This is a genomic window from Micromonospora sp. BS32, from assembly GCF_059089345.1.
The window spans coordinates 64,521-84,923 of sequence record NZ_JBSSHR010000004.1 but is presented as its reverse complement, the minus strand read 5'-3'; the positions used below and the strand labels follow the sequence as shown (position 1 = coordinate 84,923).

Genomic DNA, 20,403 nt, shown 5'->3' with positions numbered 1-20,403 from the left:
TCGGCCGCCTCGGCGTACGTGGGGGAGACCCCGCGACCGCCGGGGCGGCCGATCCGCTCCACCCGTCGGCCGGCCCGTGCGGGTGGCCGCCCCACCGGCAGCTACGCTGCACCATCGCTCGCACTCCAGGAGGTTGCGCTGAGACTCGAACTGCGCGGCATCACCAAGCGGTTCGGTGATCTGGTCGCCAACGACCACATCGACCTGACGGTGGAGCCTGGAGAGATTCACGCCCTGCTCGGCGAGAACGGCGCCGGCAAGTCGACCCTGATGAACGTCCTGTACGGGCTCTACCAGCCCGACGAGGGCGAGATTCTGGTCGACGGCCAGCCGCTGAAGCTGAAGGGCCCGTCCGACGCGATCGCGGCCGGCATCGGCATGGTGCACCAGCACTTCATGCTGGTCCCCGTCTTCACCGTCGCCGAGAACATCATGCTCGGCGCCGAGCAGGTCAAGGGCGGCATCGCCGGCTTCCTGGACCGGCGCCGGGCCCGCCGCGAGGTGGCCGAGGTATCCGAGCGGTACAACCTGCGGGTCGACCCGGACGCGGTGATCGAGGACCTGCCGGTCGGCATCCAGCAGCGGGTGGAGATCGTCAAAGCGCTCACCCGCGACGTCGACCTGCTGATCCTGGACGAGCCGACCGCCGTGCTCACCCCGCAGGAGACCGAGGAGCTGCTGACGGTCATGCGGTCGCTCAAGGCCGCCGGCAAGTCGATCGTCTTCATCACCCACAAGCTCGGCGAGGTCAAGGCCATCGCCGACCGGATCACGGTGATCCGGCGCGGGAAGACCGTCGGCACCGCCTCCCCGGAAGCGAGCCGGGACGAGCTGGCCGCGCTGATGGTCGGTCGCAGCGTCCGGCTCACCGTGGACAAGAAGCCGGCCACCCCCGGCCGGCCGATGCTCGAGGTCGCCGGCCTGGTCGTCGATGACGACCGGCAGATCCGCGCGGTGGACGGCGTCGACCTGACGGTGCACGCGGGCGAGGTGCTCGGTGTCGCGGGTGTGCAGGGCAACGGCCAGACCGAGCTGATCGAGGCGATCATGGGGCTGCGTCCCACCCTCGCCGGCACGGTCACCCTCGACGGCCAGGCGGTGCACGGCTGGTCGACCAAGAAGGTGCTCCGCGCCGGGGTCGGCTACGTGCCCGAGGACCGCAGCGTGGACGGCCTGGTCAAGGAGTTCTCCGTGGCGGAGAACCTGGTGCTGGACATCTACGACCGGCCGCCGTTCGGCAAGGGCCTGTCGTTGAAGCCGGACGCCATCGCGAAGTCGGCGCAGGAGCGGATCACGCAGTTCGACGTCCGGACCTCCTCGGCGGACGCCCCGGTGGGCACCCTCTCCGGCGGCAACCAGCAGAAGGTGATCGTGGCCCGGGAGCTGTCCCGGCCGCTGAAGCTCTTCATCGCCGCCCAGCCCACCCGCGGCGTCGACGTCGGCTCCATCGAGTTCATCCACAGCCGGGTGATCCGGGAGCGGGACATCGGCACCGCCGTCATGGTCGTCTCCAGCGAGCTGGACGAGGTGATCGGGCTGGCCGACCGGATCGCGGTGATGTACCGCGGCCGGATCATCGGCATCGTCGGGCCGGACACCCCCCGTGAGGAGATCGGCCTGCTGATGGCCGGCATCACCCCGGACGCGGCCGCCCCGGGCGGCGCCACCGGAGACGGCGAAGCGACCCCCGACCCGGCCGTGAGCGGCGGAGGACCGGCCGCTCCGGCCCCCGAGGGCCCAGGTAGCGAGGACGAGGCATGACCAACCCCAACCCCGACTCGGGCTCCCCGGACAAGGAGCCGGCGACCGAGGCGCACACGGCGGCGCACGCCGCCGGTGACACCAACCGGGCCGCTGCGATGACCGCCCCGAAGCGCCCGGAGCCGGAGCCCCGGCCCTCACTGGGCCGGCTGTTCCTGGAGAACCTCTGGGCCGCCAACACCGTCACGGTCACCGTGCTGGCGCTGGTGCTGGCCATGGTGATCGGCGCGATCCTGATCATCGTGTCGGACCCGGAGGTGCTGGCCACCTACAGCTACATCACCGCCCGCCCGGCCGACGCGCTCAACGCCAGCTGGACCGTGGTCAGCGAGGCGTACGCGAACCTGTTCAAGGGCGCCGTCTTCGACCCGGACGCGGTCGGCTTCTCCGCCACGCTCGGGCCGATCTCGGAGACGCTCACCTACACCGCGCCGCTGGCCTTCACCGGCCTGTCGGTGGCGCTGGCCTTCCGTGGCGGCCTGTTCAACATCGGTGCCCAGGGCCAGGCGACGATGGGCGTCATCCTGGCGGCGATCGCCGGCTTCGCGCTGCCGCTGCCGCCCGTGCTGCACCTGCTCGTGGCGCTGATCGCCGGCGCCGTGGCCGGTGCGCTCTGGGGCTTCGTGCCCGGCATCCTCAAGGCGAAGACCGGCGCGCACGAGGTGATCAACACGATCATGCTCAACTACGTCGCGGTCTACTTCCTGTCCTGGATCATCGTCCAGAACGGGGTGCAGAACCCGGACCGCTCGGACGCGATCAGCAAGCCGGTCGACTCCTCCGCACAGCTGCCCCGGCTGCTCGGCTCCGACCTGCGGGTGCACGCCGGCATCCTGCTGGCGGTCCTCGTCACCTGGTTCGTGGCCTGGCTGCTCAACCGCTCCACGCTCGGCTTCGAGCTGCGGGCCGTCGGCGCCAACCCGGACGCCGCGCGGACCGCCGGCATCAGCGTCACCCGGACGTACGTGCTGGTGATGGTGATCTCCGGCCTGCTCGCCGGCCTCGGCGGCAGCCAGATGGTGCTCGGCTCGACCGCGAACGCGCTCACCCCCCTGGTGATCGCGCAGATCGGCTTCGACGGGATCCTGGTGGCGCTGCTCGGCCGGGTGAAGCCGTGGGGTGTGCTGCTGGCGGCGCTGCTCTTCGGCGCGCTCCAGGCCGGCGGCAACCGGATGCAGTCGTACTCGGGGATCTCGCTGGAGCTGGTGACCGTGCTCCAGGCGCTGATCGTCATCTTCATCGCCGCGCCGGCCATGGTGAAGGCGATCTTCCAGCTCCGGGCCGCCCGCGCCGCCCGGTTGCAGACGAGCCTGGCGAAGGGCTGGTAAGGCATGTCCACCACCGCTGTCCCCGACGTCGCTGTCGCGACGGTCGACGAGGGATTCTGGACCCGCACCCGCAAGGTCGGCGCGGTCCTGCTGGCGCTGGGCGTGCTCGCCACCGTGCTCTTCGGGGCGCTCGCCACCAGCCAGCAGGCCCGCTTCACCCTCAGCGAGACCGAGGGCGGCGCCGCTCTGGAGATCAACGGCACGGTCGGCGCGATCCTGTTCGGGGTCGTCGCCGCCGTGGCCGGCGCGGCGCTGCTGGCCGGGGTGCCGAAACGCTGGTTCACCCTGGTGCTCGGCGTCGGCCTGGTCGGCTTCGTGCTGAGCTTCCTGTGCTGGCAGGTCTCCGCCGCCCCGGAGGGGCGCAACTTCATGCCGCTGGTCAACATCGTCCGCGGCACGTTCATCCTGGCCCTGCCGCTGATCTTCGGCGCGCTGGCCGGGGTGCTCTGCGAGCGTTCCGGCGTGGTGAACGTGGCCATCGAGGGGCAGCTGCTGATGGGCGCCTTCAGTGGGGCGCTCTTCGGCAGCATCTCCGGCAGCGTCTGGGTCGGCCTGGTCGCCGCGGCGATCGGTGGTGCGCTGATCTCGCTGCTGCTGGCCGTCTTCGCGATCCGTTACCTGGTCGACCAGGTGGTCATGGGCATCGTGCTGAACCTGCTCGCGGTCGGCGTCACCGGCTTCCTCTACGAGCGGCTGATGCAGACCCAGGCGGAGAAGTACAACAGCGCGCCGCGCTTCTCCAACTGGGAGATCCCGCTGCTCAAGGACATCCCGCTGCTCGGCCCGGCGCTGTTCCGCGGCAACATCTTCCTCTACCTGGGCCTGCTGCTGGTGCTGGTCATCCACATCGCGCTGTTCCGCACCCGGTGGGGCCTGCGGACCCGCTCGGTGGGTGAGCACCCGACCGCGGCGGACACCCTCGGCGTCAAGGTGCTGGGGCTGCGCTACCGCAACGTGCTGGTCGCCGGCATGGTCGCCGGGATCGGTGGCGCCTCGTACACGCTGGCGCTCTACTCGTTCACCAAGAACATGATCGGCGGTAAGGGCTTCATCGCGCTGGCCGCGCTGATCTTCGGCCGGTGGAGCCCCACCGGTGCGCTGCTCGCCGCGCTCTTCTTCGGCTTCGCCGACCAGCTCGGCACGTACCTCGGGGCGATCGGCAGCAGCATCCCCAGCCAGTTCCTGGCGATGCTGCCGTACCTGGCGACGATCCTGGCGGTGGCCGGGCTGGTCGGCCGGGTCCGGGCGCCCGCGGCGGACGGCAAGCCGTACATCAAGGGCTGAGCGCTCCACGACACCGGGCGGCGTCCTCCTGCGACAGCGGGCGGGGCGCCGCCGTCGTCGTACCGTCCGGCGGTCGCCGAGGTTCCCGTGCCGGCGGACGGGCCGCGCCGCAGGTCAAAACGGTGATGCGGCAGAATCAGGGGATGACCGAGATCGACTGGGAGCGGCTGCGGGCCGCGGCCACCGAGGCCATGCGGCACGCGTACGCGCCGTACTCGAACTTCCCGGTCGGCGCGGCCGCGCTGGTCGACGACGGCCGGATCGTGGTCGGCTGCAACGTGGAGAACGCCGCGTACGGGGTCACCCTCTGCGCCGAGTGCGGCATCGTCTCCTCGCTGCACGCCACGGGCGGCGGCCGGCTGGTCGCGATGTCCTGCGTCGACGCCACCGGCGAGCCGCTGATGCCGTGCGGCCGGTGCCGGCAGCTGCTCTGGGAGAACGGCGGCCCGGAGTGCCTCGTCGAGGCCAAGGGTCGCCCGCTGCGGATGGCGGAGCTGCTGCCGCACGCCTTCGGCGTCGAGGACCTCGACGCGGTGGTCGGCGAGACCCCGCTGCCCGTGGTGCCCGAACGGCTGGCCGCCTGGCGGGGTCGGGGCACCGTCTTCGTCCACCCCGACCTCTCCGCCGGCCAGCAGGTCTGGACGGCGTACTGGGAGCGGTCGGCCGGGGACGACGCGGGCGCCGAGACGGGTGTGCTGGAGGAGGCTCCGAGCTGGGACGACTCCGCCGAGGCGATCACCTGGGGGCTGGCCCGTACGCCCCGGGTGGTGGTGGTCGACGCCTCCGGCACCATCTTCTGGGCCGGTGAGGGCGAGCCGCCGATGGAGATCCCGACCCGCTGGGGTGGTTGAGCTTGGGGGATGGGCCCGGTCCGCACGCCGGTTTCTGCCATGACGAAGAAGAGGAACTACTTGTGAGTGCGTTCACGGCGGTTGACGTCATCCGGACCAAGCGGGACGGCGGTGTGCTCACCGACGCCCAGATCGACTGGGTGGTCGACGCGTACACCAAGGGTCTGGTCGCCGACGAGCAGATGTCGGCGCTGGCCATGGCGATCCTGCTGCGCGGGATGACCGCGCCGGAGATCGCCCGGTGGACCGCCGCGATGATCGCCAGCGGCGAGCGGCTGGACCTCTCCCCGGTGGCCCGGCCGACCGTGGACAAGCACTCCACCGGCGGCGTCGGCGACAAGATCACCCTGCCGCTCACCCCGCTGGTCGCCGCGTGCGGCGGCGCCGTGCCGCAGCTCTCCGGGCGCGGGCTCGGGCACACCGGCGGCACGCTGGACAAGCTGGAGTCGATCCCCGGCTGGCGGGCCGCGCTGAGCAACGACGAGTTCATCTCGCAGCTGCGCGACGTCGGCGCGGTGATCTGCGCCGCCGGTGCGGGGCTGGCCCCGGCCGACCGCAAGCTGTACGCGCTGCGCGACGTCACCGGCACCGTCGAGGCGATCCCGCTGATCGCCAGCTCGATCATGAGCAAGAAGATCGCCGAGGGCACCGGCGCGCTGGTGCTCGACGTCAAGGTCGGCTCCGGCGCGTTCATGAAGTCCGTGGACGACGCCCGGGAGCTGGCCCGGACCATGGTGGAGCTGGGCGGCGCGCACGGCGTGCGGACCGTCGCCCTGCTCACCGACATGTCCACCCCGCTGGGCCTGACCGTCGGCAACGCGGTCGAGGTGACCGAGTCGGTCGAGGTGCTGGCGGGTGGCGGCCCGGCCGACGTGGTCGAGCTGACCCTGGCGCTGGCCCGGGAGATGCTGGCCGCGGCCGGCCTGCCGGACGCCGACCCCGAGGCGGCGCTGCGCGACGGTCGGGCGATGGACGCCTGGCGGACGATGATCCGCGCCCAGGGCGGCGACCCGGACGCCCCGATGCCGACCGCCAACGAGGTCGAGGTGGTCCGCGCCCAGGCCGACGGCTTCGTGGCGTCCGTCGACGCGTACGCGATCGGGGTGGCCGCCTGGCGGCTCGGCGCGGGCCGGGCCCGCAAGGAGGACCCGGTCAGCATTCCGGCGGGGGTGGTGCTGCACAAGCGTCCGGGCGACCCGGTGCGGGCCGGTGACCCGCTCTACGAGCTGCGCGCCGACGAGGCCGCCCGGATCCCGGCGGCGCGCGCCGAGGCGGAGCGGGCGGTCCGGATCGCGGCCACCGCGCCGGAGTCGACGCCGCTGGTCATCGAGCGGATCGGCTGAACGGCCGAGCACCCGCGGCCGGTCGGCCGGTGGGGGCGGGGTGACATGGTGTCGGCGTGCCGGGACCGCTATCCTCCCAGCCCAGGGGGATCGACCGGCGGTGACGCCGATGTGAGCAGACAGGGACTTCGACCGTGCTGGTACCCGCCCCCGACCCCCGGGAAGTACGTGAGGCGAGCCTCGACGAGCTGTCCCGGCTGGGCCTGCCGCTGCCACCCGCCCAGTTCCCGCTGGTCTGGGAGCCCGGCGACGAGATCGAGTTGCGCCCGCTCGGCGAGATCGAGGCGCGCATCGCGGTGCTGCACGTGATCCTGGCCCGCTGCTTCGGGATGCCGCCGCAGGCGGCGATGAGCTGGCTGCTCGGCTCGCACCTGGTCGATATGGTCACCCCGCCGGAGTGGCAGTTCGTGATGGGCGGCAAGGGCGACCACCGGTCGTTCGTGCTGCACCACGACGCGCTCTTCTCGCTGTGCTGGGTGCTGGGCCTGACCAAGGAGCTGGACCCGACGGTGCCGGTGGACGAGCGGCTGGTGGAGCGGCTGCCGCACATCCCGGCGGGGGAGACCTTCACCGAGTGGCGGTCCCGGATCCTGGCCGCCCCGCAACACGCGGCCGACGCGGCCGCCCTGCTCGACCTGCACTACTGCCTGGACTGGGCGTACCTGGAGATGCAGAAGGCCGGTCGGCGGCTGCCGGGCCTGGTGGACGCCAACGCGATCGGGCAGCGGCGCTGGGCGCTGGAGTGGGCGGTCATGCTGCGCGGGCCGTACCACGACGAGCCGCCGGGTTGGGAAGAGGTCGACCTCTCCACCTGAGCCGGCTGACGGTCAGCGCGGTCGCCAGACGGTGAGCCGGACGGCGGCGGTGACCGTGACCGGCTCGGGCAGGGTGGCGACCCGATCGGCCAGCCGCGCCGCATCGGCGTGCCAGGCGCTCGGCCCCATGCCGACCAGGGTGGTCACCTCGGCCCGGGTGAGGGCCAGCCGGCTGTCGTGCACCGCCGTCGCCTCCTCGGTGAAGTGTCCGGCCAGGCTCTCCGCCACCCGGTCGGCCTTGGCCGGGTCCACCCTGAGCAGGCCGAGCGCCTCGACCAGCTCGGTAAGGTGGGCGTCGGTCGGGGTGACCACCAGCAGCGCCCCGGCCGGGTCGAGCACCCGGCGGAACTCGGCGCCGTTGCGGGGCGCGAAGACGTTGAGCAGGACGGCCGCCGACGCGTCCGCCAGGGGTAGCCGGCGCCAGGTGTCCGCCAGCGCGGCGGCGGCCCGGGGGTGGGCCCGGGCGGCGCGGCGCAGCGCCGGCTTGGAGACGTCCAGGGCCAGGCCGACGGCGTCGGGCAGCGCCGCCAGCACCGCGGCGAGGTGCGCGCCGGTGCCCGCCCCGGCGTCCACCACCAGGGGGTACGCCCCGGCGGCCGGCCGGACGACGGATGCCGCCGCCCCGGCCAACGCGGCGGAGATCGGATCGTAGTGCCCGGCGGCCAGGAAGTCGGCCCGGGCGGTCACCATCGCGACGGTGTCGCCGACGTGCGGGGCGCTGCCGGTGAGCAGATTGACGTACCCCTGCCGGGCGATGTCGAAGCTGTGCCGGCGCGGGCAGCGCAGCGCGCGGGTGTCGGTGGCCTCGGCCAGCGGTTCGGCGCAGACCGGGCAGCGCAGCCGGTCCAGCACCCGTGGGTGCACGAGGCCCCCGGGCTGGTCGGACGGGCGCGACGCGGTCATCAGGGCAGCGTACGGGAGCGGGGTGGGGGCTCGGCCGGGCCGGGCGCGGCGCCGGCCGGATCCGGTGGTGGTCAGGACCGGCCGGCGGCGAGCCGGTCCACGACCCGGTGGGTCAGCCGCTCCAGGGCGGCCAGCTCGTCGGGTTCGAGCAGGTCGATGAGGTGGCGGCGGACGGCGGCGACGTGGGCGGGTGCGGCCGCCTCGATGGCCCGCCGGCCGTCGGGGGTGAGCGCCACCACCGAGCCCCGGCCGTCGGTGGCGCACTCCTCGCGGATGACCAGGCCGCGCTGCTGCATCCGGGTGAGGTGGTGGGACAGCCGGCTGCGGGACCAGAGCATCCGGTCGGCCAGCTCGCTGAGGCGCAGTCGGCCGTCGGGGGTTTCGGAGAGGTCGGAGAGCACGTCGTAGTCCGGCTCGGAGAGGCCGGCGTCGGCCATCAGCTCCCGGGCCAGTTGGAGGTCGAGCAGCCGACGCATCCGGCGGTAGCCCCGCCAGGCCCGGTCCTCGCGGTCGTCCAGCCAGCGCGGTGCGTCCATGGAGGGATGGTACGCCAGTGGTTGACATGTCACCTAACCGGTCCGTACGGTCGATGACATGTCAACCAAGCTGTGGGAACTCTTCGCCGGCCGGGGCCGCGGGGTGCTGGTGACCCTGCGCCGTGACGGACGGCCCCAGCTGTCCAACCTCGACTACCTGGCTGAGCCGGGGCTGATCCGCTGCTCCACCACCGGCGACCGGGCCAAGGCCCGCAACCTGCGCCGGGACCCCCGGGCCAGCTTCCACGTGACCACCCCGGACGGCGGCGCGTACGCCGTCGCCGAGGGCACGGCGACGCTCACCGCGCCCGCGACGGCGGAGGACGACGCCACGGTCGAGGAGCTGGTCGAGGTCTACCGCCGGATCCGCGGCGACCATCCCGACTGGGCGGAGTACCGGGCCGCGATGGTCGCCGACGGCCGGCTGGTGGTCCGGATCGCCGTCGCGCGGGTCTACGGCTGGCGGCCCTGACCCGCTGGCTAGGGTCAGGGCATGGTCGCAATCCGATACGAGGACATCGTCAAGGTCCCGAAGGCGCTGCTGCACGATCATCTCGACGGCGGCCTGCGGCCGGCGACGGTCGTCGAGCTTGCCGCCGAGGTGGGTCACGAACTGCCCACCACCGACCCGGCGGCGCTCGGCCGCTGGTTCGTGGAGGCGGCGAACTCCGGCTCGCTGGAGCGCTACCTGGAGACCTTCGCGCACACCGTCGCGGTGATGCAGACTCCCTCCGCGCTGCGCCGGGTCGCCCGGGAGTGCGCCCTCGACCTGGCCGCCGACGGGGTGGTCTACGCCGAGGTCCGGTTCGCCCCGGAGCAGCACCTGGAGCAGGATCTCACCCTGGACGAGGTCGTCGAGGCGGTGCTGGCCGGCTTCGACGAGGGCAGCGCGCTGGCCGTCGGCGCCGGCACCCCGATCCGGATCGGCACCCTGCTCACCGCGATGCGGCACGCCGCCCGGTCGCAGGAGATCGCCGAGCTGGCCGTCCGGCACCGGGACGCCGGCGTGGTGGGCTTCGACATCGCCGGCGCGGAGGCCGGCTTCCCGCCCACCCGGCACCTCGACGCCTTCGAGTACCTCCAGCGGGAGAACTTCCACTTCACCATCCACGCCGGCGAGGCGTTCGGGCTGCCGTCGATCTGGCAGGCCATCCAGTGGTGCGGCGCCGACCGGCTCGGCCACGGGGTGCGGATCGTGGACGACATCAACCCCGGCCCGACGCCGGTCCTCGGCCGGCTGGCCGCGTACGTGCGGGACAAGCGCATCCCGCTGGAGCTCTGCCCCTCGTCGAACGTGCAGACCGGGGCGGCGGCCTCGATCGCCGACCACCCGATCGGGCTGCTGCGTGACCTGCGTTTCCGGGTGACGGTCAACACCGACAACCGGCTGATGAGCGGCACCTCGATGTCCCGGGAGATGGCGCTGCTGGTGGACGCCTTCGGCTACGGCTGGAAGGAGCTCCAGTGGTTCACCATCAACGCCATGAAGAGCGCCTTCATCCCGTTCGACGAGCGGCTGCGAATCATCGACGAGGTGATCAAGCCGGCGTACGCGAAGCTGCTCGGCTGATCAGTGGTGCGGGTGGCTGGCCACCAGGCCGGCCACCCGCCGCAGGATGTCGCGGGCCCGGGCCGCCTCGGCGCCGAGCCCGGTCTGCCGGCGCAGCACCGCCGGCTCCGCGCGCAGCAGCGCCACGCCGCGCCGGACCAGCACCCGCGGCGCCTTGCGCTGTTCGGCCAGGTCCCGGGTCAGCCGACGGACGAAGGTCGCGCCGCGCGGGCGGCGCAGCGCGTACGCCCCGGCGAGCAGTCCCCGGCGGCGGCACTCCGCCACGATCTCGGCGGCGAAAATCCCTTCGGCCAGGAAAAGTGGCGATCCGGTCACCTCGAATGGCCGGGTGGCCACCCTCCGGTCGGCACCGATCGCATAAACCGGCACATCGGCCTTGCCCTCCCGGGCCAGCCGGGCAATCGTTTCCACGGCCGTGCCGGCGTCCCACGAGTCGGGCGAGTCCCAGTCCACCAGGCCGTTCTGTCGTGGCAACGTAGGGTCATCACCGTCCTTGTAGAAGTCGTCCAGACAAAGCACGGGAAGTCCGGTTCGCTGCGCTACGTACGACTTTCCCGAGCCCGAAGGGCCGGCGAGCAGGACGACGCGGTGACGGTATTTCATTACTTTAGGTGACTCCGGCCAGACAGATTGCGAGCAAAGTGCCTCCACATCTCATCACACCTTCGCTGAGCGCCAACCTGGGCTTTCTCTTTCAGAGACGGCGTGATGGAATCTCGGGGGTCCGACCCGCCGGGTCGGTCGCTGGGCGTTGCCCGAGGCAACGCGGGACGCTGTAATCGCGAGGGCGGTGACGTGAGCAAACGGCCAAAGGCGGCGGGCTCCTTCCTGTCGCGTCTGCGTCGGCCGGCCAGCCGACTCCGCGACATGCCGATCTGGTCCAAGCTCGGTCTGATCATGATCGTGCCGACCATCGCCACGGTCGTCGTGGGCACCAGCGGGCTGGTGGACCACCTGCAGACGCTCAACAACGCCAACCGGGCCGGCGACCTGGCCAACCTGGTCGGCTACTCCGGTGACCTGGTGAACAGCCTCCAGGACGAGCGGACCTCCGCCGTCCTGCTGCTCAACTCGCCCAAGGGGCAGGCCCGCGAGCAGTACCAGGAGGCGTACAACCGGGTCAACTCCCGGGTGGACCAGTCCAAGGTGCCGTACTCGCAGCAGCGGGTCGAGATCGAGAACCTGCCGGGCAGCCTCGACACGCTGCTCGACCAGATCGACCAGGGGCTCTCCGACCTGCCGGGCACCCGCAGCCAGGTCTACAACGGCAAGCTGAGCGTCAGCCAGGCGATCACCGACTACCAGGGCCTGATCGACAACCTGCTCAGCGTCCGTGACTCGACCACCCAGCTCGCCGGCGACAACGACCTGAGCGACCGGATGCGCGCCGCGGCCGCGATCGCCCGCACCAAGGAATACCTCTCCCTCCAGCGCACCGTCGTGCATCAGGTGCTGGGCGGGTCGTACCCGCCCGCCCTGCGGGAGGACTACATCGCCACCAAGACCGGTCAGCAGCAGGCGATGCAGACGTTCCGGGCAATCGGTACCCGTGAGGAAAACGAGTTCTACGACCAGACCGTCGCCGGCTCCGACCTGCGTCAGGGCAAGGCGTACGTCGGCGACGTCGACGGCCTGATCACCGAGGACATCTCCTCGCTGAAGTTCGGGCCCGACCAGTGGGACGCGGCCATGGTGGCCTACTCCGCGCTGTACCGGACGGTCGAGGTGAAGCTCGACGGGAACGTGGTCGCCCAGGCCGACGGCCTCCGCTCGGACGTCCAGCGCCAGGTCTTCCTGGAAACCGGCCTGCTGCTCAGCATGCTGCTGCTGGCCATCCTCTTCGCGTACCTGGTCGCCCGGTCGATGGCCCGCTCCCTGCGCGACCTGCGCCAGGGTGCCCTCTCCATCGCCCAGTACGGACTGCCCCAGGCGGTGGCCCGACTGCGCGACCCGCAGGTCAGCGGACAGCTCACCCCGGCCCAGCTGGCCACCCAGATCGCCGAGCCGCTGCCGGTGCGCAGCAAGGACGAGTTCGGCCAGGTGACCGAGGCGTTCAACGCGGTCCACCTGGAAGCCGTCCGCACCGCCGCCGAGCAGGCCGCGCTGCGCTCCTCCGTCGCGACGATGTTCGTCAACCTCGCCCGCCGCTCGCAGATCCTGGTCGACCGGCTCATCGGTCACCTCGACCGGCTGGAGCGCGGCGAGGAGGACCCGGACCGGCTGGCCGAGCTGTTCCAGCTCGACCACCTGGCCACCCGGATGCGCCGCAACGACGAGAACCTCCTGGTCCTCGCCGGCGCGGACTCCACCCGCGTCCAGCGGGAGCCGGCCGCCCTGATCGACGTGCTGCGGGCCGCGCAGTCCGAGGTCGAGCACTACACCCGGATCGAGTTCGGCATCATCGACCGGGACATCGAGGTCGCCGCGCACGCGGTCAACGACCTGGTGCACCTGGTCGCCGAGCTGTTCGACAACGCCACCGCCTTCTCGCCGCCGGACTCCCAGGTCATGGTCGAGGCACGTCGGATCGGCGACCGGGCCACGCTCTACGTCGAGGACCGCGGCATCGGCATCAGTGCCGACCAGCTGGCCGACCTCAACGAGCGGCTCGCCACGCCGCCCCAGGTGGACGTGGCCGTCTCCCGGATGATGGGCCTGGTCGTGGTCGCCCGGCTGGCGTCCCGGCACGGCGTCAAGGTCGAGCTGCGCCCCGGTTCCGGTCGCGGCACGGTGGCCGAGGTCACCCTGCCCACCTCGGTGCTGGTGCCCCGCGCGCTCACCGGCCGGCAGCCCGGCGCGCTGCCGGCCGCCCCCGGCCCGCAGGGCTCGGGCGGCACCCCGGTGTTCGGCGCGCTCCCGGCGCTGAGCAGCGGTCCCACCCCGACCCCGCGCCCCAGCGACTCGGGCAACCAGGTCACCCTCGGCGGCCGCCCCTTCGACCCGGCTCCGCGCAACGGCTCGGGCGTTCCGGCCGACGCCGGCGCGACCCGGTCCATGCCCGCCTGGTCCGACCTGACCGGCGCCGGCAGCCTCAACGGCGGCGACGGCCAGCCGGCCGCCCGCCCCGCCAACGGCCACCAGGTCGACCCGCTGCCGCAGCGGCGGGCCGGTGGCGACGGCGACCCGGGGAGCACCGGCCAGCAGCCGGCCATCCCACGGCAGCTGCCCAGCAGCCCGGAGGCGCGGCCGTACAGCGCGCCGCCGTTCCCGCCGGTCTCCTCGCCCCCGGTGCCCCCGGTCTCGGCCCCGCCGCTGCCGCCGGTCTCCGGCGTACCGGTCTCCGCCGCGCCGATCTCCGGCCAGCCGGCCTCGGGCCAGCCGTACCCCGGCCAGCAGTACCCGGGTCAGCAGTACCCCGGTCAGCCGGTCTCCGGTCACCCGTACCCGGGTCAGCCGGTCTCCGGTCACCCCTACCCGGGTCAGCCGGTCTCCGGTCACCCGTACGCCGGTCCGCCGGTCTCCGCCGCTCCGGCCCCGACCTCGGCGCCGCCCGCCGGCCCGCTGCCGACCCGACCGACCACGTCGGCCCCCGGCACCGCCGGGGCGCCGCCGGTCTGGCCGCCGGTGGCCAACCCGGAGCGGGAAGCGGCCACCCCGGCGGTCCCCGAGCGGCTCGCCGCCGCCCTGGACATGACCACCGAGCTGCCCCGGGTGGCGCGTCCCGACTCGGCCCCGCCGCAGTCGGCGGCCACTGCGCCGGCGCAGCGGCAGTCGGCCGCGGCGCCGCAGGCCCGGCCGGCGCAGTCGCCGCCCGCCAACCGGCCCTCGACGCCGCAGCAGACCCCCAACCGGCAGCGGTACGCGGACGAGACGATGGAGCTGCCGATCTTCCGGGAGCTCGAGTCGGCCTGGTTCCGTACCCGCAAGCCGGGTCCCGAGGAGGCGGCCGGCACCCGCCCGACGGCGAACGGCGCGGCGGCTCCGCAGGCGCCCGCCGCCGACACGGCCCGCGCCGTCTCGAACACCACCGCACCGATGACAGGTAACGCACCGATGGCAAACACTCCGACGGCCGGAGGGGCGCCGCGCGACAACGGGGCGGCGACGAACGGGGGCCACCCCGGTCTCGGCGACGGCTTGCCCAGCCGCCGACCCACCCCGCAGCCCGCCGGCTGGCAGACCGCGGCCGACGACGGCTGGCGGGCCGCCGTGGCCGCGTCCGACGCGCCGGTGGCGGGCACCACCCAGACCGGGTTGCCGAAGCGGACGCCGATGGCCCAGCTCGTGCCGGGCGCCATCGAGAAGCCGACCACCTCGGTGCAGCGCCGGACGCCGGAGGCCGTACGCGGCCTGCTCTCCGCCTACCATCGGGGCGTGCAGCGCGGGCGCAGCACTCCCTCGGACAGCAACCCCACCAGCCCGGAGGCGACTCCGGGAGGGCAGCAATCCTCGCAGTCGGGCGCAGACCGGGCCGCCGGGAGCGGGCAGAAGGAGCAAGAAGGATGACAACTACGCAGGATCTCGGTTGGCTGCTGGCCAACTTCGCCGACCGGGTGCCGGGTGTGGCGCACGCGGTCGCCGTCTCCGCGGACGGCCTGCTCCTCGCGTCGTCACGAGACCTGCCCCGGGACCGGGCGGACCAGCTGGCGGCCATCGCCTCCGGTCTGGTCAGCCTGACCCAGGGCGCGGCCCGCTGCTTCGAGGGCGGTGCGGTGCTGCAGACGGTCGTCGAGATGGACAACGGCTTCCTGTTCCTGATGTCCATCTCGGACGGATCCTCGTTCGCCGTGCTGGCCGCCCGCAGCTGTGACGTGGGCCAGGTCGGCTACGAGATGGCTCTCCTGGTCGACCGGGTGGGCGACGCGCTGACGCCGCAGCCACGTACGGCTGTCGGGATGATGGGCTGACCGCTGACCGGCCGATTGGCAGGGCAGCTACAACACGACAAGAACGACGGGTTCCACCGGTGAAGGCCGGTGTCGGGTGCGAGGGAGGTGAGCGGCGACATGGCCGATCGTGACGAACCGACCGGAGCGTTGGTCCGTCCATACGCCGTTACCCGTGGTCGTACCCGTCCCCGGCTCGACATCGCCATGGAGGCGCTCGTCGAGACTACGGTGCGCGGTCGGGCCGCTGCCAGTGGCAACAGTGGCCAGGGCCGAGAGCACCAGTACATCGCCGCGCTGTGTGACGGACGCGTGCAGTCGCTGGCCGAGATCGCGGCGCGGATGCAGCTTCCGCTCGGCGTGGCCCGGGTGCTCATCGCCGATATGGCGACGGACGGCCTGGTCGCGGTTCACGAGCCGACCATCTTGGACGACTCGGACGACGCGGTGGGCACTGAACTGCTGGAGAGGGTGCTGAGTGGACTTCGCAGGCTCTGACATGTCGCACCGCCCGCCTGCGCCGAGCGGGCGAGTGACGTCGGCGAAGATCGTTATCGCCGGTGGGTTCGGCGTCGGCAAGACGACGCTGGTCGGCTCGGTCTCGGAGATCACGCCGCTGACCACCGAGGCCATCATGACCTCCGCCGGCGTGGGCGTCGACGACACCCGGCAGGTGCCGGGCAAGACGACGACCACGGTGGCGATGGACTTCGGCCGTATCTCGATCGACCGGGATCTGATCCTGTACCTGTTCGGCACGCCGGGCCAGACGCGGTTCTGGTTCATGTGGGACGAGCTGGTACGCGGGGCGATCGGCGCTGTGGTGCTGGTCGACACCCGCCGGTTGGCCGACTGCTTCGCGGCGATCGACTTCTTTGAGCACCGGCGGCTGCCGTACCTGGTGGCCATCAACTGCTTCGACGGGATGCAGTACCACGACCCGCAGGACGTCCGGGACGCGCTGGCGATCTCGACCGACGTCCCGGTGGTGGCCTGCGACGCCCGGAACCGGGAGTCGACCAAGCACGTGCTCATCTCGCTGGTCGAGTACGTGCTGACCATGCGTCGCACGCGCGCGGTCGCCCCGGCCTGACGGTCCCGACGCGCCCGGTGGCGGCTCCGGCCGTCCCCGGGCGCGTCGTGCTGTCCCGGACGCGCAACGCGCGCCCCACCACCGACCGGTCGGCGGGGCGGGCGACCGGGGAGGTCAGGAGATCCGGTTCCAGCCGCTGTTGATGACGCGGTAGATGCCCAGGGCGCTCGGGTCGAGTCCACTGTGCTTGCTCGGCTCGAACGCGTACGCGCCGGTCATGCCCTCGATCCCCTGGTTGCGCAGGTACGCCCGCACCCGCCCCCGGTCGAGGCTGCCGGCCGCCCGGGCGGCCCCCACGATCAGGGTCAGCGCGTCCGAGGCGTACGGGGCGAAGCCGCGGTACCTGCCGTACCGGTGCAGGTACCGGGAGGACAGGTCGCGCAGCGCCAGGGCGCCGGTGGAGGTGTTCGTCAGCGTGGAGTCGCCCAGCGACAGCGGGTGCACCGCGTACGCCCCCTCCACGGCCGGGGCGTTCCGCTCGTCGAGGGTGTCCTCGGCGACCCCTGCGGCGTCGAAATAGAGCCGACCGCGGTAGCCGGCCTGGCGCAGGGCCCGGGCTGCGGCGCCGGAGTCGGGGGCGTTCGCCCAGATCACCACGGCGTCCGGCGCCTTCCGGGCCACGGTGCGGGCGGCGGTGAGGAAGCTCGTACCGGTCGCCGGCAGCCGGCTGGTCACGGCGAGGTGCCCGCCGACCGAGTCGACGGCGGCGCCGATCGCGGCCACCCCGGAGTCGCCGTGCAGGCCGTGGCCGGCCAGCAGCGCCACCCGGCGCCGGCTCTGCTCCTTGAGCAGGGTGGCGAGCCTGGTGGCCAGCTGCTCGGCGTCTGGCGTCACCTTGTAGACGAAGGTCCGGTCGGCGAGCGGGTGGACGATCCCGTCGCCGTACGCGAGGGAGAGATAGGGGACGCGGACCCGCTGGGCCACCCTGATGATGCCCAGCGAGGTCTCGGCGAGCGTCGCGCCGAGCAGGGCGTGCACGTCGTCGCGGGTGGCCAGCTCGGCGGCCTGCCGGGCGGCCAGTCGCGGATCACTGCCGTTGTCCCGTACCTCCAGGCGGATCTTCAGCCGCTGGTTGCCGACCGGCACCCCGTACTCGTTGAGCGTGTCGGCGGTGATCCGCAGCGCCCGCTCCTGGGGCACACCGAGCGTGGCGCCCGGCCCGGTCAGCTCGAGGCTGACGCCCACCACCAGCTCGCCGAACCCGGCGGGGGCCCCGGTGGTGCCGCCGTCCCGGCCCTCGTCGCGCCCACAGGCGCTGAGCAGAAGGGTGCTGGCCGCCGCGGCGAGCACCCCCCGTCGGGTGAGCACGAAGGAGCCGATTGCCGGTGTCGCCATTGGAGTCGCCTTCCCACCCCGGCGTCACCTGTCGGCGCCGGTCCGCCGGGTATGCTCCCGGCCGCCCCGACCCGGCGTCAACTTATCCGGGTGTGGGCAGAAACACCGGGGGCGGGACGGGCTCGGATCGCGCTCAGGACCGGTAGCCGGCGGAGCGGAACTCGTACTCCCGCTCGTCCTCCCGCTCGGCCGGGTCGCGGCTGAAGTCCCAGCCGCCCGCCGCCTCGCGCCCCGGCCGGCCACCGACCGCGAAACCGCCGATCTCCTGACCGCGACGCCAGCCGCGGAAGTAGCCGGTGGTGTTCTCGGCCAGGCTCGCCGCGTCCCGGACGATCCGAAGGGGACGCTCCTCGCGCAGCGGTGAACCGGGCACCAGGTTGGCCTGGGGCACCCGCTTCGGCAGGCCGGCGTTGGTCTCCGCGCCCACCGCCGGACGAGCCGCCTGCTCGGCGGCCTGCCAGCCGGTGTCCGCAGTGGACGACCACTCCAGCTCGCTCTCCTCGGTGTGCCCGACGAACCAGGCGGACCGCGCTTGAGCGAAGATCAGCAGGTCGCCGTCGCCCTCGTCCGAGATCGGCGGGGGCCGGTGCTCCATCGGGGCGGGCCGGCGCTCGGCCGGCTCGGGGCGGCGCTCCGTCAGCTCCGAGCGGCGCTCCAGCGGTTCCGAGCGGCGTTCCAGCGGTTCCGAGCGGCGACCGAGGGGCTCCGGACGGCGCTCGAGGGGTTCCGGGCGACGCTCGGGCAGCGGACGCTCACCGCGGCCGGCGCGAGCCGAACGGCTCGCCTCCTCGCGGTCGACGAGTCGCAGCGGCGGCGTCTCCAGGTGCGGGTCGGCGGGCGCGATGCGCCCCTCGCGCAGCGCCCGGTCGGCCAGCGGCGGCGGCTCGACCAGCCGCAGCATCGGCGGTTCCTGCGGCAGGTCGTCGGCGAGCCACGGCGGGGTGACCCGCCGCACCGAGCCGGGATCGGTCGGGGCGTCCACCGGCCGCCCGGCGCGCTCGCCGTACGGCGACACGACCGGGTTGTCGGCGTCGCTGTCGGACGGGTTCTCCGGGTTGTTGACCAGCGGCCAGTTGGCCCGCGAGCCAGGCGCCGAGTCCGCCTCCGGGCGGGGGGTGGGCACCGGCACGCTGAGGTCGGTGGCGCTGAAGCCGCCGGTGGGCGACGAAAGCGCGCCGTTGGTCTTCGGGCGGGGCGGGATCACGGTGCGCTGCCGCTCGGCACGGGCGCTGTTGATCGCCGCGGTGGTCAGCGTCGGCCGGAACGGCTCGCCCGCCTCGGCCGGGGGCACCGTCCCACGCTGCGCCGGAGCGATCGGGGTGATCCCGGGCGGCGGGGGCGGCGGCGCGGAGACCGGCCGGTTGGCCGGGTCAACGCCGCGTCGCACCACGGGCATGCCGGGATCGGTGCCGCGTCGCACCACGGGCATGCCGGGATCGGTGCCGCGTCGCACCACGGGCATGCCCGGGTCGGTGCCGCGCCGCACCACCGGCATGCCCGGGTCGGTGCCACGGCGCACGGCGGGCATCCCCGGGTCGGTACGCGAGGGCGGGGCGGAGGTCGGGGTGCCGGCGGCGGCCGGGCTGACCGGGTGCGGCGCCACGGGCGGTGGGGAGACCGGGGCGGGTGCCACCGGCGGCGGACCGAGCGGCCGGGGGGCGGTCGGCAGGTTGCCACCGGAAATCGGCTCGGGACGGCTGCGTCGCCCGGACGGCACGGGTGCCTCGGTCTCGGCGGGCCGGAGGGAACGCAGCCCGGCCGCGGTGCCACTGATCCCCGACAGGTCGCCGACCTGCTCGCCACGGCGGGCGGCGGCGCGTCGGCCGGGTGCCGGTTCGGGCGTGGTGACCCGGGCGCTGAGGGCGCTGACCAGCGCCTCGCAGCCCGCGTCGCAGGCCCGCACGGAGGCGACCGCCTGGCGGACGGTCTCCGCCACGGCGGAGGTGAGCGTCCGGTTGACCGTGGTGCGGCGCGGTGTCTCGGAGATGGCCACCCGCAGCGCGGTCACCGCGGCCTCGATCTCGTCGGCCTCGGCCACGCCGTCAGCCGCCAGGTGCGCGGCGACCGCGTCCGCGGCGACGGAGACCTCCCGGCCACGGCCGGTCGTGCCGCCGAGCATGCCGGGCTCCGGCAGCGCGTCGAGGACGGCGAGCGCCACCGACTCGGCCGGGTCCGGGTACGCCCGTAGGGCGGCCGGATAGAGCTCGCGGAGCACCTCGCGCAGCGCCGCGGCGGCGGCGTGCCGGCCGCTGGAGAGGGCGGCATGCGCGGCGAGGACCTGCTTGTAGCCGGCCAGGTCGCGGGGTGCCGGCAGGGTGACCGCGGAGAGCGCGCCGGCCTGGAGGGCGCGGGCCAGGCCCACCGCCCGCCGCTCGGCCGGCGGAGACTGCATCTCCTCCAGGGAGTCGTCGTCGGCGAACCGCTCGGCGAAGTCGTCGACGGAGTCGTCGTCCGCGATGGCCAGCGGCCGGCCCGCGGCGCTCAGCAGGGAGGTGACCGTGTGGTCGTCGCTGTCGGCCGCGATCGCCGCTCCGCTCGGCCCGCCCGACCGCTCCACGAGCAGCGCGACCAGCTGGGCGTAGCCCGTCGGGTCGTCGCCGATCTCGCAGACATGCAGCAGACGGCCTGCGTCGTCGACCACAGCGGACGTCAGCGTCGAACCGGCCGATGCCGGTCGGTCGGCCGGATCCGCCGAGGCCAGACCGCAGTACATGCGCACGAGCGCCACGGCGTCGTCCTCCTCCCGGGACACAGGTCC

At 73.5% G+C, this 20,403-nt stretch carries 16 protein-coding genes and 2 pseudogenes; 12 read left to right on the top strand and 6 right to left on the bottom strand.

All coding sequences use genetic code 11. The features are described 5' to 3' along the window. Positions 1–18 precede the first annotated feature (18 nt). The 6 genes from AC5RWQ_RS07980 to AC5RWQ_RS07955 all read left to right on the top strand — a co-directional run bounded on the left by AC5RWQ_RS07980 (position 19) and on the right by AC5RWQ_RS07955 (position 7,382). A complete protein-coding gene (locus AC5RWQ_RS07980) occupies positions 19–1,761 on the top strand; it encodes an ABC transporter ATP-binding protein (protein WP_494282095.1) in 1,743 nt (580 codons plus the stop codon). After that, the gene (locus AC5RWQ_RS07975; protein ID WP_494282094.1) at positions 1,758–3,089 is read left to right on the top strand and encodes an ABC transporter permease; all 1,332 of its coding nucleotides are present in this window, start codon (positions 1,758–1,760) and stop codon (positions 3,087–3,089) included. Before AC5RWQ_RS07980 ends, AC5RWQ_RS07975 begins: the two co-directional genes overlap by 4 nt. Positions 3,090–3,092: 3 nt before the next feature. Further along, positions 3,093–4,373, top strand: a complete 1,281-nt coding sequence (locus AC5RWQ_RS07970) for an ABC transporter permease (RefSeq protein WP_494282093.1) — start codon at positions 3,093–3,095, stop codon at positions 4,371–4,373. Positions 4,374–4,516: 143 nt separating this feature from the next. Beyond that, on the top strand, positions 4,517–5,224 hold the full coding sequence (locus tag AC5RWQ_RS07965; protein WP_494282092.1) for a cytidine deaminase: 708 nt from the start codon (positions 4,517–4,519) through the stop codon (positions 5,222–5,224). Positions 5,225–5,286: 62 nt separating this feature from the next. Next, positions 5,287–6,567, top strand: coding sequence for a thymidine phosphorylase (locus AC5RWQ_RS07960; protein WP_494282091.1), 1,281 nt, complete (start codon positions 5,287–5,289; stop codon positions 6,565–6,567). A gap of 134 nt (positions 6,568–6,701) precedes the next feature. Next, the gene (locus AC5RWQ_RS07955) at positions 6,702–7,382 is read left to right on the top strand and encodes a DUF4272 domain-containing protein (RefSeq protein WP_494282090.1); all 681 of its coding nucleotides are present in this window, start codon (positions 6,702–6,704) and stop codon (positions 7,380–7,382) included. Positions 7,383–7,394: 12 nt separating this feature from the next. On the opposite strand, the gene AC5RWQ_RS07950 is transcribed toward AC5RWQ_RS07955, so the two are convergent. Both AC5RWQ_RS07950 and AC5RWQ_RS07945 read right to left on the bottom strand, forming a co-directional pair. Continuing rightward, positions 7,395–8,246 (bottom strand): putative RNA methyltransferase, encoded by an 852-nt coding sequence (locus tag AC5RWQ_RS07950; RefSeq protein WP_494282377.1) that lies wholly within the window; start codon positions 8,244–8,246, stop codon positions 7,395–7,397. Between the two features lie 110 nt (positions 8,247–8,356). Then, entirely contained in the window at positions 8,357–8,821 is a 465-nt protein-coding gene (locus tag AC5RWQ_RS07945) for a MarR family winged helix-turn-helix transcriptional regulator (protein WP_494282089.1), read from the bottom strand. A 58-nt stretch (positions 8,822–8,879) separates the two neighbouring features. Between AC5RWQ_RS07945 and AC5RWQ_RS07940 the strand changes: the two genes are divergently transcribed. Continuing rightward, positions 8,880–9,293, top strand: a complete 414-nt coding sequence (locus AC5RWQ_RS07940; protein WP_494282088.1) for a PPOX class F420-dependent oxidoreductase — start codon at positions 8,880–8,882, stop codon at positions 9,291–9,293. 21 nt (positions 9,294–9,314) lie between these two features. Then, positions 9,315–10,391 (top strand): adenosine deaminase, encoded by a 1,077-nt coding sequence (locus AC5RWQ_RS07935; RefSeq protein WP_494282087.1) that lies wholly within the window; start codon positions 9,315–9,317, stop codon positions 10,389–10,391. On the opposite strand, the gene AC5RWQ_RS07930 is transcribed toward AC5RWQ_RS07935, so the two are convergent. Continuing rightward, positions 10,392–10,865: an ATP-binding protein gene (locus AC5RWQ_RS07930; protein WP_494282086.1), complete on the bottom strand. Its 474-nt coding sequence runs from the start codon at positions 10,863–10,865 to the stop codon at positions 10,392–10,394. A gap of 321 nt (positions 10,866–11,186) precedes the next feature. Between AC5RWQ_RS07930 and AC5RWQ_RS07925 the strand changes: the two genes are divergently transcribed. The 4 genes from AC5RWQ_RS07925 to AC5RWQ_RS07910 all read left to right on the top strand — a co-directional run bounded on the left by AC5RWQ_RS07925 (position 11,187) and on the right by AC5RWQ_RS07910 (position 16,310). Beyond that, positions 11,187–14,837 carry a sensor histidine kinase gene (locus tag AC5RWQ_RS07925; protein ID WP_494282085.1) on the top strand — a complete coding sequence of 1,217 codons (3,651 nt, stop codon included), beginning with the start codon at positions 11,187–11,189 and terminating at the stop codon, positions 14,835–14,837. Then, a complete protein-coding gene (locus tag AC5RWQ_RS07920) occupies positions 14,834–15,238 on the top strand; it encodes a roadblock/LC7 domain-containing protein (RefSeq protein ID WP_013283992.1) in 405 nt (134 codons plus the stop codon). Before AC5RWQ_RS07925 ends, AC5RWQ_RS07920 begins: the two co-directional genes overlap by 4 nt. A gap of 99 nt (positions 15,239–15,337) precedes the next feature. Further along, on the top strand, positions 15,338–15,715 hold the full coding sequence (locus tag AC5RWQ_RS07915) for a DUF742 domain-containing protein (RefSeq protein WP_334485192.1): 378 nt from the start codon (positions 15,338–15,340) through the stop codon (positions 15,713–15,715). A gap of 1 nt (position 15,716) precedes the next feature. Next, the gene (locus AC5RWQ_RS07910) at positions 15,717–16,310 is read left to right on the top strand and encodes a GTP-binding protein (protein ID WP_210775114.1); all 594 of its coding nucleotides are present in this window, start codon (positions 15,717–15,719) and stop codon (positions 16,308–16,310) included. Between the two features lie 114 nt (positions 16,311–16,424). On the opposite strand, the gene AC5RWQ_RS07905 is transcribed toward AC5RWQ_RS07910, so the two are convergent. The 3 genes and pseudogenes from AC5RWQ_RS07905 to AC5RWQ_RS07895 form a co-directional block, all read right to left on the bottom strand. Beyond that, positions 16,425–17,645, bottom strand: a complete 1,221-nt coding sequence (locus tag AC5RWQ_RS07905; protein WP_494282084.1) for an ABC transporter substrate-binding protein — start codon at positions 17,643–17,645, stop codon at positions 16,425–16,427. A 133-nt stretch (positions 17,646–17,778) separates the two neighbouring features. Next, positions 17,779–18,246: pseudogene (locus AC5RWQ_RS07900) on the bottom strand (transposase); the annotation flags it as partial. 186 nt (positions 18,247–18,432) lie between these two features. Beyond that, positions 18,433–20,397, bottom strand: a pseudogene (locus tag AC5RWQ_RS07895) (transposase); the annotation flags it as partial. Positions 20,398–20,403 lie beyond the last annotated feature (6 nt).

Coding starts and splice junctions, on each gene's coding strand:
- AC5RWQ_RS07975 (WP_494282094.1), top strand. CDS start 1,758: ATGACCAACCCCAACCCCGACTCGGGCTCCCCGGACAAGGAGCCGGCG.
- AC5RWQ_RS07970 (WP_494282093.1), top strand. CDS start 3,093: ATGTCCACCACCGCTGTCCCCGACGTCGCTGTCGCGACGGTCGACGAG.
- AC5RWQ_RS07965 (WP_494282092.1), top strand. CDS start 4,517: ATGACCGAGATCGACTGGGAGCGGCTGCGGGCCGCGGCCACCGAGGCC.
- AC5RWQ_RS07945 (WP_494282089.1), bottom strand. CDS start 8,821: ATGGACGCACCGCGCTGGCTGGACGACCGCGAGGACCGGGCCTGGCGG.
- AC5RWQ_RS07940 (WP_494282088.1), top strand. CDS start 8,880: ATGTCAACCAAGCTGTGGGAACTCTTCGCCGGCCGGGGCCGCGGGGTG.
- AC5RWQ_RS07935 (WP_494282087.1), top strand. CDS start 9,315: ATGGTCGCAATCCGATACGAGGACATCGTCAAGGTCCCGAAGGCGCTG.
- AC5RWQ_RS07920 (WP_013283992.1), top strand. CDS start 14,834: ATGACAACTACGCAGGATCTCGGTTGGCTGCTGGCCAACTTCGCCGAC.
- AC5RWQ_RS07915 (WP_334485192.1), top strand. CDS start 15,338: ATGGCCGATCGTGACGAACCGACCGGAGCGTTGGTCCGTCCATACGCC.
- AC5RWQ_RS07910 (WP_210775114.1), top strand. CDS start 15,717: ATGTCGCACCGCCCGCCTGCGCCGAGCGGGCGAGTGACGTCGGCGAAG.
- AC5RWQ_RS07905 (WP_494282084.1), bottom strand. CDS start 17,645: ATGGCGACACCGGCAATCGGCTCCTTCGTGCTCACCCGACGGGGGGTG.